18 protein-coding genes, 1 pseudogene and 1 riboswitch are annotated in these 17,888 nt (G+C 40.1%); of the genes and pseudogenes, 7 read left to right on the plus strand and 12 right to left on the minus strand.

The genetic code is table 11. From position 1 onward, the window contains the following. On the plus strand, positions 1-482 hold a 482-nt coding region (locus tag MBEAL2_RS24630; RefSeq protein ID WP_047154888.1), incomplete at its 5' end, for a transposase. Between the two features lie 12 nt (positions 483-494). Here MBEAL2_RS24630 and MBEAL2_RS24635 read toward each other — a convergent pair. The 6 genes from MBEAL2_RS24635 to ehuB all read right to left on the minus strand — a co-directional run bounded on the left by MBEAL2_RS24635 (position 495) and on the right by ehuB (position 4,788). After that, on the minus strand, positions 495-953 hold the full coding sequence (locus tag MBEAL2_RS24635) for a hypothetical protein (protein WP_047154889.1): 459 nt from the start codon (positions 951-953) through the stop codon (positions 495-497). 183 nt (positions 954-1,136) lie between these two features. Beyond that, positions 1,137-1,412 (minus strand): GNAT family N-acetyltransferase, encoded by a 276-nt coding sequence (locus tag MBEAL2_RS34125; RefSeq protein ID WP_369405527.1) that lies wholly within the window; start codon positions 1,410-1,412, stop codon positions 1,137-1,139. A gap of 253 nt (positions 1,413-1,665) precedes the next feature. Next, entirely contained in the window at positions 1,666-2,502 is an 837-nt protein-coding gene (ehuA, locus tag MBEAL2_RS24640; protein WP_047154890.1) for an ectoine/hydroxyectoine ABC transporter ATP-binding protein EhuA, read from the minus strand. Positions 2,503-2,519: 17 nt separating this feature from the next. Next, the gene (gene ehuD / locus MBEAL2_RS24645; protein ID WP_047154891.1) at positions 2,520-3,170 is read right to left on the minus strand and encodes an ectoine/hydroxyectoine ABC transporter permease subunit EhuD; all 651 of its coding nucleotides are present in this window, start codon (positions 3,168-3,170) and stop codon (positions 2,520-2,522) included. Between the two features lie 3 nt (positions 3,171-3,173). Further along, a complete protein-coding gene (gene ehuC, locus MBEAL2_RS24650; protein WP_201780859.1) occupies positions 3,174-3,827 on the minus strand; it encodes an ectoine/hydroxyectoine ABC transporter permease subunit EhuC in 654 nt (217 codons plus the stop codon). A 46-nt stretch (positions 3,828-3,873) separates the two neighbouring features. Further along, on the minus strand, positions 3,874-4,788 hold the full coding sequence (gene ehuB, locus MBEAL2_RS24655) for an ectoine/hydroxyectoine ABC transporter substrate-binding protein EhuB (protein ID WP_047154892.1): 915 nt from the start codon (positions 4,786-4,788) through the stop codon (positions 3,874-3,876). 121 nt (positions 4,789-4,909) lie between these two features. Next, a riboswitch (cyclic di-AMP (ydaO/yuaA leader) is annotated at positions 4,910-5,062 on the minus strand. Between the two features lie 540 nt (positions 5,063-5,602). Between ehuB and MBEAL2_RS24660 the strand changes: the two genes are divergently transcribed. Next, positions 5,603-6,049 carry a MaoC/PaaZ C-terminal domain-containing protein gene (locus tag MBEAL2_RS24660; protein WP_052947990.1) on the plus strand — a complete coding sequence of 149 codons (447 nt, stop codon included), beginning with the start codon at positions 5,603-5,605 and terminating at the stop codon, positions 6,047-6,049. 109 nt (positions 6,050-6,158) lie between these two features. Here the strand turns inward: MBEAL2_RS24660 and MBEAL2_RS24665 are convergent, their stop codons facing one another. The 3 genes from MBEAL2_RS24665 to MBEAL2_RS24675 form a co-directional block, all read right to left on the minus strand. After that, a complete protein-coding gene (locus MBEAL2_RS24665; RefSeq protein WP_047154894.1) occupies positions 6,159-7,262 on the minus strand; it encodes an SLAC1 family transporter in 1,104 nt (367 codons plus the stop codon). A 94-nt stretch (positions 7,263-7,356) separates the two neighbouring features. Next, on the minus strand, positions 7,357-9,825 hold the full coding sequence (locus MBEAL2_RS24670; RefSeq protein ID WP_236693010.1) for a molybdopterin-dependent oxidoreductase: 2,469 nt from the start codon (positions 9,823-9,825) through the stop codon (positions 7,357-7,359). 29 nt (positions 9,826-9,854) lie between these two features. Further along, positions 9,855-10,265, minus strand: a complete 411-nt coding sequence (locus tag MBEAL2_RS24675) for a hypothetical protein (protein WP_047154895.1) — start codon at positions 10,263-10,265, stop codon at positions 9,855-9,857. A gap of 175 nt (positions 10,266-10,440) precedes the next feature. Between MBEAL2_RS24675 and MBEAL2_RS24680 the strand changes: the two are divergent. Together MBEAL2_RS24680 and MBEAL2_RS24685 are read left to right on the plus strand one after the other, a co-directional pair. Then, a pseudogene (locus tag MBEAL2_RS24680) lies at positions 10,441-11,024 on the plus strand (YitT family protein). Positions 11,025-11,168: 144 nt separating this feature from the next. Next, positions 11,169-11,900 (plus strand): ZIP family metal transporter, encoded by a 732-nt coding sequence (locus MBEAL2_RS24685; protein WP_047154896.1) that lies wholly within the window; start codon positions 11,169-11,171, stop codon positions 11,898-11,900. 101 nt (positions 11,901-12,001) lie between these two features. Here MBEAL2_RS24685 and MBEAL2_RS24690 read toward each other — a convergent pair whose 3' ends face one another. Then, on the minus strand, positions 12,002-13,525 hold the full coding sequence (locus MBEAL2_RS24690; protein ID WP_047154897.1) for a glycine betaine uptake BCCT transporter: 1,524 nt from the start codon (positions 13,523-13,525) through the stop codon (positions 12,002-12,004). Positions 13,526-14,194: 669 nt separating this feature from the next. Here MBEAL2_RS24690 and MBEAL2_RS32025 point away from each other — a divergent pair. Then, positions 14,195-14,365: a hypothetical protein gene (locus MBEAL2_RS32025; protein ID WP_161798288.1), complete on the plus strand. Its 171-nt coding sequence runs from the start codon at positions 14,195-14,197 to the stop codon at positions 14,363-14,365. 53 nt (positions 14,366-14,418) lie between these two features. Here MBEAL2_RS32025 and MBEAL2_RS24695 read toward each other — a convergent pair whose 3' ends face one another. Next, positions 14,419-15,867 carry a SulP family inorganic anion transporter gene (locus MBEAL2_RS24695; protein WP_082130163.1) on the minus strand — a complete coding sequence of 483 codons (1,449 nt, stop codon included), beginning with the start codon at positions 15,865-15,867 and terminating at the stop codon, positions 14,419-14,421. Between the two features lie 456 nt (positions 15,868-16,323). On the opposite strand from MBEAL2_RS24695, the gene MBEAL2_RS34470 reads away from it, so the two are divergent. Both MBEAL2_RS34470 and MBEAL2_RS24700 read left to right on the plus strand, forming a co-directional pair. Next, positions 16,324-16,491 carry a DUF4871 domain-containing protein gene (locus tag MBEAL2_RS34470; RefSeq protein ID WP_500778849.1) on the plus strand — a complete coding sequence of 56 codons (168 nt, stop codon included), beginning with the start codon at positions 16,324-16,326 and terminating at the stop codon, positions 16,489-16,491. Between the two features lie 199 nt (positions 16,492-16,690). Further along, positions 16,691-16,888 (plus strand): hypothetical protein, encoded by a 198-nt coding sequence (locus MBEAL2_RS24700; protein ID WP_047154898.1) that lies wholly within the window; start codon positions 16,691-16,693, stop codon positions 16,886-16,888. 242 nt (positions 16,889-17,130) lie between these two features. Here MBEAL2_RS24700 and MBEAL2_RS24705 read toward each other — a convergent pair whose 3' ends face one another. Then, positions 17,131-17,694: a copper amine oxidase N-terminal domain-containing protein gene (locus tag MBEAL2_RS24705; protein WP_052947991.1), complete on the minus strand. Its 564-nt coding sequence runs from the start codon at positions 17,692-17,694 to the stop codon at positions 17,131-17,133. Positions 17,695-17,888 lie beyond the last annotated feature (194 nt).

A 17,888-nucleotide genomic window follows, 5' to 3' on the forward strand; every position in this document is an offset into this window, starting at 1 on the left:
CTCTTCAAAATGTACGAAAAGAAATTCAACACCAATTGCCCTCACGGGCAGCCAGAAAGATAAAAAAGAACTTTCGCCTTCTTGCCAAACGTAGAGATAGCCTGATCCCAAAAGAAAGCGATCTCTTGGAGGAGCTGTTAAAGTATTCAGCGCTATTACAATCCGTGTATGAATGGAAAGAGGCCTTTATTGATTGGTATGATAGTTCTCCTACTTTCGCTCATGCAGTAAAAGGTTTTGAGCGTTGGCTTAATCAAGGCCGTTTCATCCAACATAAAGCGGTCCAATCCTGTCTAAAAACGATGGTCAACTGGCAACAGGAAATCCTTAATTATCACCGTCTTCGTTTTACCAATGCGACCGTGGAAGGTCGCAATAACAAAATTAAAGCCCTTCAGCGCCGCCACTACTTCACACGAAATCCTCTGTATTATAAACAACGGATTCTTCTTGAGTGTAATCAAGAACGTCTAGCTTATTAAATCATGTCAAGATCATTTCGTGGTGTAGAGCCTTAAATCTTTTTTTAAAAATTTTGAAGTATGACGTACCGTTTTAACAACCTTGCCGTTTTTAAATTCAAATCCGGTATCCATCTTCTTTAATAAATCTTCTTTCGTAGTTCCGCTAAGGATTTTAGTTAGTTTCGTCGCCAAATTTACAAAATCATCCTTCTTCATACCATCTTTTTCCTGAAAAACAGCAGTAAAAGAAGCTCGGCTGTGTACAATAAGATTACCATTCTTATCATAAATTTTACCTCGTAATGCAGGAATCGGGACACTCTTCTCAGACTTAGAATTTGCTGTTGTTACATATTCCTCCCCTTGTACAACTTGTACATAAGAAAGGCGAAGTATTAAACAAGCAAAAAAGACAAAAACAAAAAGAAACAAAACATTGAATCTCTTCAATATTTGTTTAGCTCGTGGGTTTTCTTCCCCATTGTCCATCCATTCCTCCCCTTTTAACATTTTGTGGCTAGTTCAAACTTATTTCTCATAAACTTTGGTCTAGATGGATGTTTCACTATTTATCATAATGATATCAGAATAAAATAGAAGAAAAAAAGGGTTGACGATTAAAAGACTACCTTCCGGCGTTACTTTCATCAAATCCCCCCTAAATAGAATGAATTAATAAAACGGTCCAATTCGAAATGTCATTTCCGGTTCATAAACGGACCCCGGAAATAAATGAGCAGGAAAGCATTCTGAAATCTTGCATTCCACAGATAGATCGCGAGCAAATCCACGAAACAAGGCCTGAGATGGGTGGTTTGATGGAGAGATTATTGTCTCAAGATAACGGATATCCTCACAAATTTCTCGCCCCATTAATTCCTTTAAGAGAAGGCTTCCTAACCCATTTCCTCGCTCTGACTCAGCAACAGCTACTTGCCATCTGCTCAGAGGTCGGTGGTATGAATGCGTAAATAAAGCCTATGATTTGGTCATCTACCTCAGCAACCACACAAGTTTCGTTGAAAAATTTACGTAACATCAGGTAGCTGTATGCTGAATTTAAATCTAATACTTTACTATCATTAACCAAGTTCCAAATGGGTTCCCCATCTTCTTCTGAAGGCTTTCTCAACTTTACTTGCTGTACGATATCGGTCTAATAGCTTGTAGACAACTTCATCCTCTCTCTCCTCGTTGAGAGTTAACTATCCGTTCGGAAACGTGTGAGAAAGGCTTTTAGACGATCACTTTTTGGATTTCCAAAAATCTCTTGAGGCGTGCCTTGCTCAACAATTGTCCCTCCATCCGTGAAAATGATTCGATCGGCCACATCCCTAGCAAAATCCATTTCATGAGTAATCAAAAGCATCGCCATATCCCCTTCTTCTGCAATTTCTTTAATCACAGCAAGCACCTCTCCTACCAGTTCAGGATCAAGCGCAGAAGTCGGTTCGTCAAAGAGCATCATTTTCGGCCGCATCACTAACGCTCGTGCAATAGCTACCCGTTGCTGTTGACCTCCTGAAAGTTGAGAGGGGTAAGCCTTCACTTTATCTGCTAAACCTACTTTTTTTAGCATGTCTACAGCACGCTGCTTTGCTTCTTCCTTAGATAAACCCAGCACATGTATTGGAGCTTCCGTTACATTCCTCAATATGTTCATATGGGGAAATAAATTAAAGTGTTGAAACACCATTCCGATTTTCCCTCGGACTTTATGCAGATGTTTTTCATCGGCTCTAATTAGTTTTCCTTTGACTTTTTTATGCCACAAAGGTTCCCCATCAATCTCAATCATCCCCGATGTCGGTTCTTCCAATGTCATCAACAGACGAGCCAGTGTCGTCTTTCCCGATCCACTAGGTCCAATGACGGCAATTTTTTCACCTGGCAGAATATCAAGGTCAATCTCTTTTAAAATGGTGAGGTCTCCAAACTGTTTCCTTATCTTTTGATAGCGAACAATGGGCTGTTTAACCTCCGTGTCCGTTTCTTCTTCCTCAAAGCTATCCTTTCTTGCAGCAAGTGAATCTGTCATATTGGCACGTCCTTTCCTTATTTATGGTTCAATCTCAAATCCAACCAACGAACAAAGAATGATGACAAGTAACTTAACATAAAGAACAGTAGTCCCACAATGGTGAAGGCCTCTAAATACCGGAAAGATTCAGATCCGATTAGTTTAGCCGTCTGCATTAACTCCACTACGGAAATGGTAGATAACAGGGGAGTCTCCTTAAACATGACAATTAGATAATTGCCTAGAACCGGAATGACAGGCCTGATAGCTTGTGGAAGGATAATCCTCCTCCACTTTTGAGCATTCGTAAAATTCAGTGCGATGGCTGCCTCCCACTGTCCCCGAGGCACTCCATCGATACCTGCACGATATACCTCCGATAAATACGTACTATAATGAATTCCTAAACCTAAAACACCTAATGTAAAAGCGGAAAGCTTAATCCCGTAAAGAGGGAGAACAAAGTACAAAAAATAAAGTTGAATCAATAGCGGGGTACTCCTTACAAACTCAATAACAGCAGCAAATATGTTCCCCAGCCACTTTCTTTTCGATCTACGTCCAAAAGCCAGAAATAAGCCTAAAATAGCCGCAATGAAAAAACCAAAAATGGTAGCTGTAATTGTGATCCATATAACCTGAAGCAATTCTGGCATAATCGAAATTGCAAAATCCCAATTCCACACTATTTACACCCTCCCTACTGAAACTCTGCGCTCCAACCAACGCACACCAAGCGTTATAATGTAGGCCATAATGAAATATATCACCAGCATCATTCCTAAAATCTCGGGGGTTTTGTTGATCGCAAAAGTACGCAAGACCATCCCTTTAAACGTCAAATCTGCAAGTGTAATTAAAGAGACAAGAGAAGTTCCTTTTAGTAGTTCAATCAACAGATTCCCGAATGCTGGAAGCATCATCACTTGTGCTTGGGGAAGGATAACCCGAGTCATTCGCTGTGTCCTTGTCATATTTAGGGCGATGGCCGCCTCCATTTGTCCTTTAGGGATAGCCAGAATAGAACTTCGTACCACTTCAGATCCATAGGCACCATAGTTCAAGCCCATCGCAAGCACCCCCGCCACCATTGGAGATAATTCTACTCCAAGTATTGGTAGTGCAAAGAATAACCAGAACAATTGAATTAACAAAGAAGTCCCTCTAAACACATTGACATAGAAGGATATAAGAGCACGAACGATCGTGTAGTTAGACAATCGACCGAGCCCCGCTACAAAAGAAACGACAATGGCCAATAGGGATGACATGATAAATAGCTTTCCTGTTACCATCGTTCCTTGTAGAAGTGGAGGTAAAATATCTGATAGCGAAATTAGAATCACTCCTTTTTTGGATTTATTAATCTTCCTTAAACGAACGAATACTTTATAATTCACTTAATTCCTCGGCAGTCTTGTCTCCTGGAAGCTCTTGTTCGGTAAATCCGAACGGTTTTAAAATTTCTAGTAACTTATCGGATTTTTTTAGCTTCTCTAATTCACTGTTAAAGGCATCACGTAATTCCTTATCCTCTTTACGGAAAGCAGCTGCTCCATATCCACGAATATTTTTGCCGTCAATCACCGGTTGGCTGAAATCCATAACTCGCTTAATACTGGCATCTTTTGCCGAGTTCATAACGGATTGTAAGGATGGACCTGTCATGGTGATGGCATCTACCCGTCCAGCTTGTAAGGCAGCAATCGCTGATGGCTGATCGGGCACAATCACAATCTGGTTTTTAGATACTCCTGTTTTTTTCAAATATGTGATTTCAATGCCTCCCCCCATCACTCCTACCTTCGCTTTTGGATTGGAGCTAATATCTTTGTAGCTATGCAAGTTTAATGGATTTCCCTTTTTCACAGCTAACGCTTCTCCAATGCTATACTCCGGATTAGCAAATATTACTTCCTTCGCCCTTTCCGGTGTAATATACATCCCCGCTGTAATAATGTCGAATCGCTTGGCTTTAAGACCTGGGATTAAAGAACCGAATTCAGTCAAAACTCCATTCATCTCCTTAATCCCCAGGTTATTAAGCACGACACGGGCTACCTCAACGGCTTCACCTGTTAATTTCCCATCCGGTGTAGCATACGCATAGGGCTTCTCATTGGCAAAACCTACAGTGATATACCCCTGTTGTTTGGCTTTCTCGAGTGAAGATGCAGCTTGAACTTCTTTTCCTGAATTAGTGTTTCCGTTTACCTCTTTGTCTGTACTAGTGCTGCACCCTGCAAGAAATACGCCTACTGTAAGTAGTCCTGTCAATAAAATGGGTAACTTTTTTGTCCTCATACCTATCTCCCCTTTAATGTTTTTAATTTTAATAACAAATAGACCAGGGCATACTTTCTCCTTGAACTGAAGTTCCAAAGAAAAACAATGCACTGGTCTATAGTTATAAAATCATATCTTTAGATCTTCTCTGCTTAGCCGACGAGGTTAGCTGACGGGTAGGATGGCAGAGAACGATTCTTCCACATCCCTCCTAGTCGTACTACCTAGGATTAACCCCAAAATACTTGGTTCCCCCGCTTTCATTGCGAATGAAATTAGGCCTGATATTCAATTTTGTTCGGGATATATATCAACTTTGCTGTTTTTAATGATATCATAATCAGAAAATTTAGTCATACGTGATATATCTGAATTATTTTGCCTGACATCCACTCACCTTACTTGATAACTAATTAACTTTGATATCCTTAAAGTTTACCGCAAATCATTCCATATCCGCTTATATCCTTCCATATCGTACACCAATATCCAAAGTTACCCTTATTGTAATTTCACAAGTGGAGGATGATTATGCTCCTTATTTGCCACTTCAGTAAAAGATGACTTCTTTTGTTGCAGGCTGCTTTTTTATCTTCAATTGATACCCTGGTTCTCGTTCATTTGTATGGTACCCCATTTCGGGTCACTAGCATTTTCAATTACTGGAACCGCTTTACCAGACATTAATGTCTCAAGTCCATCAAATTTAAATATAATAGTGAGATTATTAAAAATAATTAATATAATATATAGAAAAGTGTTTGTATATTTAGATATGTTTTCTGCAAAACACCAGAACATCTATATAAAAGAGGGAGGATTGAGAATTACCATGTATTTTGAGGATTTTCATGTGGGCCAGCGTTTTAATCTTGCTCCTATTACAATGACAGCAGAGGAAATTAACGAATTTGCTCGGAGATACGATCCGCAGCCCATCCATATCGATGCTCATTTCTCAGAGAATGGTCCCTTTAAAGGCATTATTGCTTCAGGATTTCATACGGCAAGCGTAGTTTGGGGCAAGTGGATTGAGAGCGAACGATTTGGCACAGAAATTATTGGAGGGGCTGGACTTGATTTTTTGAACTGGCCTGCCCCTGTGCGTCCAGGAGATCAATTGTTTACAGAAATCGAAGTAATGAATACAAAATTGTCTTCCCGTGGCAAGAGAGGCCTTGTTACATTAAGATTTACGGTGCTGAACCAAGAAGAAACGCTCGTCTTAACTACTCAATGTAACGTATTCTTAAAAACAAAACAATCTGGCAGCTTCTAGTTTTAATTAAGTTACCTGCTACATATCTGTTGCATATAAACAAATCTCCTTTTCCTTATTGTTTTGTATTCTATTAAAATTCTTACAGCAATAGAAAAGTGGCACACTACTATAACGCTCCCGTGCTTTGCTTTCCCACGTTTTGGCCTACAAAAACCAGGTTTCTGACAACAAGTAATAGTTCGATAAAAAACAGGACTACAACAACATATTTCCCAATACTAATAATTTCATTGTGCAGAATACTAGACAAAGGGCTACCTTGGAGGAAACTTTCTTTGAACGTCACTTTTGCTGTAAATGTTACAAACATACCAAGAGTAAAGTTTCGAGACCATTGTGAAGAATAATAAGTGGAAATCCCCTTCTTCCAGCCGAATCTCTTAACGCGCTTTGCACCTCTTACTACTTCTGTTGTTTCAACAATGACTAAGAAAGTAAGAGCGCATATCCATGTTCCTACGATAAGATTTATATTATGAACTTCACTTGAAGCAAGCGCGAGCCCTGTAATGGATATTCCCCCATGAAGAATTGTGTTAGTATTGCTCCAGCCTTCGGATAAGTCATCAGGTCCATAACGAGCATAGCGTATGATGATTACTGCAAAGCCGATAAGATAGAATAGTGCACCAATAGAAAGAAGAACAGCAGAAAGAGTCGAAGGAAAAGATGACTTCCATAAGCTATGTCCGGCAATGACGATGGATTGTACTGCGACACATGCGAGCAGAACACCCCCGTGCACACCTTTTAGCAAGAACGGTTCACGAAAGAACCGAAAATAATTCCGAGCAACAAGGAATAAATAAGTGACTCCTAAAGGGATATTTATGATAAAGAGAAAAATCGCGATAAAACGCAACATCGGAAGTTCTTTCATAATGGAAACAATCGTGACAGAAATCGCAGCTACCCATGTTCCTACCGCAAAACTTTTCATCGGATTTTTAAGGTGACGGTCGTAAAAGGAACCTTCATATACATCCCGAAGGTATTCTGCCATTAGCCAAAGAAGCAGCGAGATGAGAACAAGAACAGCATAGGCTCCTACTGCATGAGATAAAGCAGGGAGTTGTTGCAAAGCTCCGGCTATCATAATCCCTGCTGCCATGATAATCGCCCCATCATTTGTTGATACTCGGAGTTCCTCCGTTAAAAAATACCTGACAATAGCGATAAACAGCAACAAAACAATGAAGAATAGAATCATAGATATTCATTCCTTATCGATAAGTAATGTAGGCTATCGGTTGGCATCCCCCTAAGAATAGTGAAAGCATCTTAGGGGGAAACCACGAGATATGTCACTCATCACCACGGGTAACGTGAAGCTTGTTCTGCTGAAAAGCTGGTATCTTCTCGACTCCCCGATACATATAAGACGGAATTTGCACATTGACCATGGATAGCGGGACCTCCACTCGCTTACCCATATCTGTCCGAAAAGGAGGAAAATCCCGATTGGCTTGAATAACCTGTTCCATCGTTAAGCCATGCTGTGCTGCAATGGTTTCTAGGTTATCCCCTTCGTCCAGCGGGTAAGATTTTCGAATCTTTTCAATCCGGCAGGATGCCTGCTTAAATGTTGGCTGTTTGGAAAGTGGATCAACAAAATCTACAGTTAATTCGTTCGCCGCTTCATGTTTTTGCCAGCTTCCGTAGTGGAAGGGTACAAACACGAGCCCTGGTTGCACCGTATCCACAATACGGGCCGGAACTTCAATCCAGCCGCGTGGGGAGACTACGCGTACCACTTCTCCAGGCAAAAGGTTTAATTCTTCTGCATCCTTAACGTTTATTTCAACATAGCCGTCAGGAGCAATCATATGCAGATAAGGAGAACGGCCGGTTTTGGTACGGGTATGCCAATGCCAGACAAGCCGCCCCGTCGTCACCCACATTGGAAACTCCTTGGAAGGCTGCTCGGCAGGCGGAACATGCTGAGTACCATAAAGGATGGCTCGTCCATTGGCACCTACCTTTTCAAACTCTTCCTTTAATTTAGGGCGCCCGGTATGCAAATCCTTTCCGTAGCTTTGCGCATAATCAGCAGTCGTATGAAACTTGAAGTCAGAATATAAACGCGTGGTACCGAGTGGATTTTTTTCATCGACCGGCCACTGTAAACCGTTGTATTTCTCAAGTTTTTCGTAAGTAATTTCACTCATATCACTCGGTCTGCCTTTGGATACTTTCTTCCATTCCTCAAAGCATTCTTCTGGCGTCGTATAAGTAATAAGTGGAACTCCATCCTTATCTTTAAATTCCATTCTCCGGGAAAAATCAAGTAAGATTTCGAAATCCGACTTTACACCGTTGGGCGGCTCCACTGCTTTCCAGAGCAGATTAATGGTACGGGTGGCGTTCTCCATTGTCCCTTCCTTTTCACCCCACATTGCCGTTGGAAGAACAATATCCGCAACTTCCGTTGTTTCTGTTAAAAATGGGTCTTGAACCACCACAAACGCTTTTTCAAATGCTTTCCGTGCTCTTTCCCGGTTCGGCAAAGATACCATCGGGTTGGTATGAATGTTCCAGAACAGGCCGATTTGTCCGGTTTCCATATAGTGAATCTGTTCTTCAATCCCAAGTTCGGGGCCTATTTCAAGCTTCGATTCCTCGACGTTCCACAGCCGGGCCATTTCGGCTATATGTGCTGGATTCTCCGGGTTTCGGTTTCCTGGATAGCTTCCTACCCCGCCTACCGTTCTATTGCCTGAAGAACTTGGCTGTCCTGCCATGTGAAGCGGACCACATCCCGGTTTACCAATTAACCCCCGAATTAAATGTAAATTGTTAATAGCAATGCAGGCCTGTGTTGCATCTGCACTTTGAAATGCCCCCTGTAACGTGGTCGATACGAGCGTACGTGTTTTTCCTAGCTGTTTCGCGGCCTGATGAAGTATATTGATTGGAATCCCAGTGACTTCCGCCGTTCTTTCGGGTGTCCATGGTTCTAGCTCCGCTCTCATATCTTCAAACCCAATAGTATAGTTCTCAATAAATTGTTTATCAATGTCCCCCTGACGCAGAATCAAATGGAGAAGACCGTTTAAAAGGGCGACATTGGTCCCCGGGTATAACTGTAGGTGCAGGTCAGCTGCCCTCGCCGTTATTGTTTTCCGAGGATCCACTACAATGATATAAGGACGGCCTGTTCTTTGTTTCCGAGCCATCACACGTTCAAATAATACCGTTCCTGTTTCGGCTAAATTGTGACCGAAAAGCATCAGCGTATCCGCTTCATCAATATCGTCATAGGAGGCCGGCACCCCGTCCGAACCAAACGATTGGAGCAAACACCACTCCGTTGTTGCTGTACAAAGACGTGTATTGGCATCTAAAAAGTGTGTACCGATCCCTGCCCTTCCGATTTTCGCGATGGAGTAATAATCCTCAAGAAAGCCTTGGCCGGTTGAATAGATAGAGATCCCATTCGAACCTTTCGTTCGTAAAACTTCCTTCGCCTTTTCTACAAAAAGACCCATAGCTTCTTCCCACGAAGCAGGCACAAGCTGTCCTGCTGAATTTCGAATCAGAGGGGTAAGCAGACGATCTGGACTGTTATTCGCATACCACTGATTCTCCCCTTTAGGACCTAATCGTCCGCAGTTGGTAGGATGGTTTTCATTTCCTTTAATTCCGACAATTTTGTTTTCCTTAACGGCGATGTAGCACCCACAGCCGACTGAACAAATGTTGCATGTACTATATACCCACTTATCGATTTCTCCTTGGGTGTACACGTTCATATCTACCTTGTGTCTTGCCAAGCCATTTGTCACCTCTCCTCTCCTTGTGCTTATCGATACATAGGGGGAACGATATATTTAGCGTTTTGTTGGTTAAATAATTTTTGAATAACGGGAGCGGCATCCTTTAATTCCTGGTGCATGTTCGCAAATACTTCTTTCAACCTTTTTACTGTATCCTCATCTGCTAGATTCATCCAACTGGCAGCTCTTGCCCAGGCTCGAAATGAAGCGTGTCCGACTTCATCAGCCCGATAAAGAATAGAGAGAAAATAATGAAGTAGAGGTCCTCCCTCTCCACTATTCTCTAATGCAGATATTGCACCATGTACGGCATTCTTCTCTTCTTCTAAAGCCAACCGAAATTTAACTTCCAGTGGGTTGCTGCTGATAAAAGGCCGATTAAGGATCGAATGTATTTGATTCTCGATTATCCTTAGATAGCCAAGCAATTCATTCATTTTACTTTTCACCTCCTCTGTTTAAGGCCCTGCCCCCCCCCTTACCCAACTGAATTCTTTTTAAACTAAGCTTCGTCTTTTTCAACGTAACCAGATGGTATTTGGACATGTAAATGAATGAAATCTTTTCTTCTTTCATACAGTTAGAAAAAGAACCAGAAGACGAGGGTGGAAAATGTTTAAAAAAATTACGGTTATCGGGTTTGGAAGCACGCTTATCGGAGTCGGGATTAACGGATTTCTTCTCCCCTTTCACCTTTTTAATGGAGGGGTTATGGGGATTGGTCTATTACTTAAATATTTATGGGGATTTAAAGTGGGCTTACGATGATTTGTTTAAGTTTGCCGATTTATCTGCTCGCGTTTAAATATGAACGGTTGTATTTCTTTAATAGTTTATATGGAATGCTGGCTTCCTCTATTATGGTCGATATCTTGTTTCCATTAAGGGGTATATTTGATTTGCCCATTGCAGGAAGTGCACTTCTAGGGGGGCTACTCATCGGTTCAGGAGTGGGAATTATGTTAAGAAACAAAGTATCTCCTGGAGGCGTTGATTTAATGGCACTGATGATTTCCAAATGGTCCTCCATTAACGTAGGAATTCTTATTTTTTTCATTGATATTTCCATTATTGTTTCTGGTCTCTACATCCTTGGAGGTGATGAACCGGTCTACTCCATTCTGACCGTACTTGGAGTTGGATTTACTTCAAGTTTGCTAACTTCATTTAAATCAGTGAATGTTTATTTAAGGTGAACGTACTAAGATTCTTGATGAAGCGTCTAAAGGATTAGAAAAAGCAGCTTGAGTTCGAAAGTAAATCGGACTCAGGCTGTTTCATTTATTTATATACGGGTAGAGGGTGAGGGTAAAATAACGCAAGAAGGGAAGTGATGTGTAATGTGGAATGCAGCCTTATGGGGGGCCATTTCAGGTTCCGCTGTTCTGCTTGGAGCTTTAGCCGCCATATTTTTCCCTATAAAGAAAAACATCATTGGATTTATCATGGCTTTTGGAACAGGTGTATTGATCGGGGCCGCTGCTTATGAATTGCTTGGCGATTCCGTTCATGACGGCGGAATAAAGGCAACTTCTATGGGTTTCGTAACAGGTGCTGTTGTATTTACTGTTCTGGATTTTATTGTTTCACGAAAAGGGGGGAGCAAGAGAAAACGTTCAGATAAAAGTCCGTCCAATGAGTCAGGTTTGGCTATCTTTATTGGAACGGTCATGGATGCTATCCCGGAGTCTATTATGGTAGGCGCGAGCTTGCTTGAGAAGCAAACGGTAAGTTGGCTGCTTGTAATAGCCATTTTTATTAGTAATATACCTGAAGGTCTTTCCAGTACCATGGGGCTAAAGAAGAGTGGCTATTCAAAGGGAAAAATTTCTCTTTTGTGGGTTGCTGTTTTACTCATTTCCGCGTTAAGTTCCTGGGGTGGGTTTTTCTTTCTTGAGGATGCATCGGATGCTTTAATGGCAGGTATTGCTTCCTTTGCAGGTGGAGGGATTATTGCCATGATTTCATCCACCATGATGCCGGAGGCTTATGAAGAAGGCGGGTCTGTGACCGGATTGATTGCAGCGTTAGGATTACTTGCTTCTTTAGTTCTTAATTATTTTTCTTCCTAATCCCCCAATAAACAAAATCCCGAATTTAATTCGCGTGAAATGAAATCGGGGTTTTTATTTGCTACTCCATTCTCCAAATGATTTGTCATCGGCAGCCAGACTTACTTGTCATCTTCTAATAGCATATCCAATCGTTTCTGGCGGTTTCTTTCTTTTCTTCTTTCCATTTTATCCTCTTCTTGCAATGATTTCATAATAGAAAAGCACATAAAAATCATGACAACTGCAAATGGTAAGGCCGTTACAATGGAAGCTGTTTGCAAAGCATTTAAGCCCCCGCTTAACAATAAAACAACTGCAATGGAAGATTGTAAAATCCCCCATGTAATTTTAATTTTGTTTGAAGGATTAAGTTCTCCTTCAGAAGAGAGCATGCCAAGAACAAACGTTGCTGAATCCGCTGATGTAATGAAAAAGGTAATAATCAATAATGTAGCCACGACGGACAGAATTGTTCCGATCGGAAGGTGTTCAAGCATGACAAAAAGCGCAGCGGTTACATCCTTTTGTACTATTTCTGCGATATTCACACCCTGAAACATTTCCAAATTTAACGCAGTTCCACCAAATACAGAAAACCAAATGAAACTAAAAAGGCTCGGAACAAGCAATACACCCAAAACAAACTCACGGATGGTCCTCCCCTTTGATACACGGGCAATAAATGTGCCAACAAATGGTGCCCAGGCAATCCACCACGCCCAATAAAATAATGTCCAGTTGGTAATCCAAGAACCACCTACAAAAGGCGTCAATCGCAAGCTCATTTGTACAATATTTTGCAAATAGCTCCCTAAGGTTGTAGTAAACGTCTCAAAAATAAAGGAAGTCGGACCCAAAAACAGTGTGAATATCAGCAGCCCTATAGCAATTAACAAATTTGTGTTGCTTAATATTTTAATCCCTCTATCAAGACCGGTAGTAGCCGAAATCAAATAAAGTACCGTAACCACACTAATAATTATCACTTGAATTACAAGATTGTTTGGTATCCCAATAATATGAGCTAATCCTCCGTTAATCTGAAGAACACCTAGCCCTAAGGAAGTTGCAACGCCAAACGCGGTAGCAATAACAGCTAATATATCAATAGCTTTCCCTAATGGACCTTTAACCTTCTCCCCAATGAGCGGATAAAACGTCCAGCTAATTAAGCCTTTATATCCTTTGCGAAAATTAAAGTAAGCGAGGCTTAAAGAAACGATCGTATAAACCGCCCATGGATGAAGACCCCAGTGAAAAAAAGAATACCGCATTGCTAAACGTGCTGCTTCTGGATTATTTCCCTTTCCTATAGGAGGTGTTATGTAATGGCTGAGAGGTTCAGCAACTCCCCAAAATACTAATCCAATTCCCATTCCGGCACTAAAAAGCATGGCAAACCATGTGAGATTGGAGTACTCTGGATCGTCATCATCCGATCCAAGTCGTATTCTCCCATACTTGCTAAAGGCAAGATATAAAGAAAAGATAAGAAAGAAGAAGGTTGTTATAAGATAAAACCACCCAAATTTGTTTGTTGTAACGCCAAGTAAATAGTTTGCTGTAGTAGACAAACTTTGAGGTGTAATCCCTCCCCAGAAAACAAAAAGCAAAACAATTGCAACAGATATGTAAAATACCATCAAGTATCTCCTTTGTTTTTATTCAACTCAATTTAAACAAGTAAGATAAGAACAAACAATGCTTATGATAAAAATCAAAATGATTTGCTAAATACAACTTAGGTTTATGTATTTATGCTCTTTCTACAAACCATTATTAGGAATAAGAATAAACATTTATACATTGAAAAAAAATAAAATCTTGGCTCTGTTAAACTTCATTGTTGATTTTTTTATTAAATTCCCGTGAAAATTTATCTGGCTCAAAATCTAAAAAAGGCAATAGAAAAGTAGACCCAGCCAAAATGGTTTTTAAACAAGGGCTGAGCCCTGTGAATACACTTCAATATGTAGTTAAACGCGACTCGGAATTGGCTCCTTTCCTATGTAGATATCGAAAACAGGCAAGGCTAGTACAATAACCAGAGTAGGATGAATCTCCCGTGAGTGCTACCCATATAGAGTGCGACAGTCTGTGGTGCAGCTCCGCTGCATGAGTGGCTAACGGGCAGAATAGCGAAATAATCCCAGTCAATTTTCATGATAATCTGAAAAAGAATATAGCCTTGGGGGTTTTTGCGGTAATCTAATTTACGGTGTCTTTTCTGCCTATGTACTTTTACAAAAGGAGAGAATGGAAATATAATAAAGTATAAAGTAAACGCTTCCAAAGGCTAAGGAGGTCTTATAATGGTTCAGGAATGGAGTTATAGAAGGCAAGCCTTACAGTCATGGAAAAATTCTAAAGTAGCAACAAAAGCAGAACTCAGTCAAGACATAAAGAATATGAAAAATGCAACGAAAAATCCATTTGTATATTTTATTTCTTCCTTTATCGTTTGGTTGCTTCAACAAAGATAAACAACTCTTTTTTATACAAAAAACTTGGTCAAAATGATGACCAAGTTTTTTCTTTAATGTCCAGAGGGAGAGGAAATGCCAATACGTTCAACAAGAATCCGACTTTCTTCATTCATTCCAATGACTTTAACCTTCTTATTTAGTTTTTCATACTTATCCATTACTTTTGCAATCGCTGTAACAGCAGAATGATCCCAAATATGCGAATGACTAAAATCAATGACAACCGTATCTGGATCATTCACAAAATCAAACAAATCAACAAAGTGTGTCACCGAACCAAAGAACAATTGTCCCGAAATTTTGTAGATCTTTGAATGTGTTTCTTCCATTTGAGTATTCGCTTGTAGGCGAGACATTTTCCACCCAAATATAAGAGAGCTAACAATTACACCTACAATAACCCCTTTAGCTAAATCATGCGTTGCTACGACAATCGCAACCGTAATAACCATGACCAATGCATCTGAACGGGGAACCTTACCTAATTCTTTAAGAGAACGCCAATCAAACGTTCCAATGGAAACCATAATCATAACGCCAACCAAAGCAGCCATTGGAATTTGTTTTACAACATCCCCCAAAACAAGAATAAGGAAAAGAAGAAATGCGCCTGCAACGAAAGTAGACAACCTTCCTCGTCCGCCTGATTTTACATTGATTACCGATTGTCCAATCATGGCACAACCAGCCATTCCGCCAAAGAATCCTGTAACAGCATTCGCGATTCCTTGCCCTTTTATTTCTTTATTCTTATCACTTTTCGTCTCTGTCATTTCGTCTAAGATCGTTGCTGTCATAAGGGATTCTAATATCCCTACAAGTGCCAGAGTGAATGAATAGGGTAGAATAATTAAAAAGCTATCAAGAGAGAACGGAAATGCAGGGATATGGAAAACAGGAAGTGCCTGTGTAATTTCCCCCATGTCACCTACTGTTCGAACATGAACTCCTGTATAAATTGAAACAATCGTCATCACAATAATGGCGACTAATGCTGAAGGAACGGCTTTTGTAAATCTCGGTAAAATATAAATAATTACAAGTGTACCCGCAACCATGGCGTACATCTGCCAAGATGCCCCTTCAAACTGTGGTAATTGAGCCATAAAAATAAGGATGGCTAGTGCGTTGACAAACCCCAATACAACCGAATGGGGCAAGAAGGTAATAAACCTTCCCAATTTTAAGGTTCCCATAAGAAATTGGATAATACCTGTCAATATTGTTGCAGCAAAAAGATATTCAAGTCCATGGTCTTTTACCAAAGTGACCATAACTAATGCCATCGCACCTGTTGCCGCTGAAATCATCCCCGAGCGTCCTCCAAAAAAGGAGATAACCACAGCCATACAGAAGGACGCATAAAGCCCGACCATTGGATCGACTCCAGCAATAATCGAGAAAGCAATCGCTTCTGGAATAAGAGCGAGAGCCACCGTCATCCCTGCTAATACATCACCTTTAACGTTAGAAAACCATGAAGTTTTTATGTTGTTCAAAGTTGGAAATTTCCTTCCTTTCTTGTTTATTGATTTTCTCCTCGCAAGAAAATCGGAGCCGTAAATATGTAAGTAGTTTTTGCAATAATTGCTTTCCTCCCTTAGGAAAGCGGGGTCCGTTGTTTGCCAATGAATATTGTAACACAATTCTCATGTATTTTTAACCTATAACTTTTTCTATACATGAATTTCTGGTTGTTTAACGGGAATCGTTAGTGCAATAAGATTTCGTTTCTATCCAAATTTCATAATCTTTGACGTATTACATAAAACAGCCAATACACTTTTATTGGCCGTTATTTTATGCATTTAGACAGGTTTTTAGATAACCCATTATGAGTTACAATTGGAAATAAATTCAAAGGAGTGGTGATATAAAGTATCCAGTTGTTTCCCTTTTATTACTCAGCTTGTTAGTTAGCTGTTCTCAAGTAGAACCTTCGTTGAATAAAATTAATGGATGGTGCAAAAGCTGTGTGGGAGTATCAGGGTGTTGCAGGACCTAACAATGGAGCGAACGCACATATGCCATCTAATGTTTCCCTTCCAAAGTCAGGAATTTGGCGATTGGATATCTATATTGGGGACAACTTATTCGGAAACATCATTATTGAAGTAAAATAAATAATTTTTTCCATTAAGTTGACCTTTTTGAGATGAAAGAGTCATTTAACAAATAAATCATTCTTTCTTTTGCCTGCATGTCCAGATGATAATCAAATTGGGCAGATAGAGTTAGGGTTTTACTGCACTAACGAGAATAGTGAAAAAAATGATAATATTATACTTGTGATATTATTCCTTTGTTTTGGGGGTGTTCGAAATGAATAAAAAGGCAAAGGTGATGATTGGATTACTCAGTTGCGTTATTATCTGTCTTTTTGGGATATATCGTTTAATGACTGAAGCTTCTTCCTCTAATTCGTTGTTTGTCCCTTTACTATTTGCTGTTACAGGGTTTATCGGACTAATCGCAAATACAAATTGTTGGTTTAAGAATGTAACAAAAAGTAAAAATTGAAAAGCACTTTTCACGCAACTAACGGAGGCCCAGAGTTCAATAACATGAAAAAGGCTTCCAAACAAAGGAAGCCTTTATGTGGAATAACCCAAAATTTAATGAAAACAAGATTTCGACGGAATTATAAATGATTCTATTCGGAAAAATACGTAACCCTTTTGTTTGTTTCTCCTTCAACATTAGGAACAGTAAGATATATCACCAGTGATCAGGACTCTTTCCTCAGATGGCAGAACCTTGTGTTACTCACTTGTGGACGTCGGAAATAAAACGTTATTATCCCTTATGATTGACCCCTTTACATCCTTTATCTTAGTAGTATCGGTAATTGGTATGGAATCAACAGCTCCATCTGCTTTGACGATATAGACATTTATGGTATCCCCTGTTCGATTATAACCCACTTCATGACCAAAATTTTCCACTACAAAGCGAAGAGGTATATATGTCCGTCCGTTTAACGCGATGGCATTAGAATCTAATTGAACGTTTTTCCCATTCACAACTGCGATATTACTATCTAATGTCAAAGACATGGTTGTTTTATATTGTATGGTAACTTTTCGATTGATTGCATCCCAATTCACGGCATAACCGAGATTCTCTGAAATGATGCGGATAGGAACCATGGTTCTATTATGTAGCAGCAGGGGTTTAGCATCGGTAAAAGAAATGGGAGCATTGTTAACATACACGTTAATTTGGTGGGTAGCTGCCCTACCATCTTCCGTTTGTACTAAAATGGTCATGATTGTGAAAGCAACTAATAAAAACGGTCGTATCCACTTTTGAACATACTGTTGCATCTGTGAACCTCCTCTGTCAATGTTTATCCATGTAAATTGTACCATAGCGAGAAGAAATGATAACCAATGTTTCGGACTGTATATTAATTGCTGAGCTATAGGAATCGAATATTAAATAACGCTGCTTTGGTAGCTTTTTTTATTTTTTATGTTAATGTGCAGAAGTCCTCAACAAAATAAAGACAAGCTTACTT

Origin of the sequence: Aneurinibacillus tyrosinisolvens (assembly GCF_001015055.1) — a bacterium.
In the GTDB taxonomy this organism is placed as follows: domain Bacteria; phylum Bacillota; class Bacilli; order Aneurinibacillales; family Aneurinibacillaceae; genus Aneurinibacillus_A; species Aneurinibacillus_A tyrosinisolvens.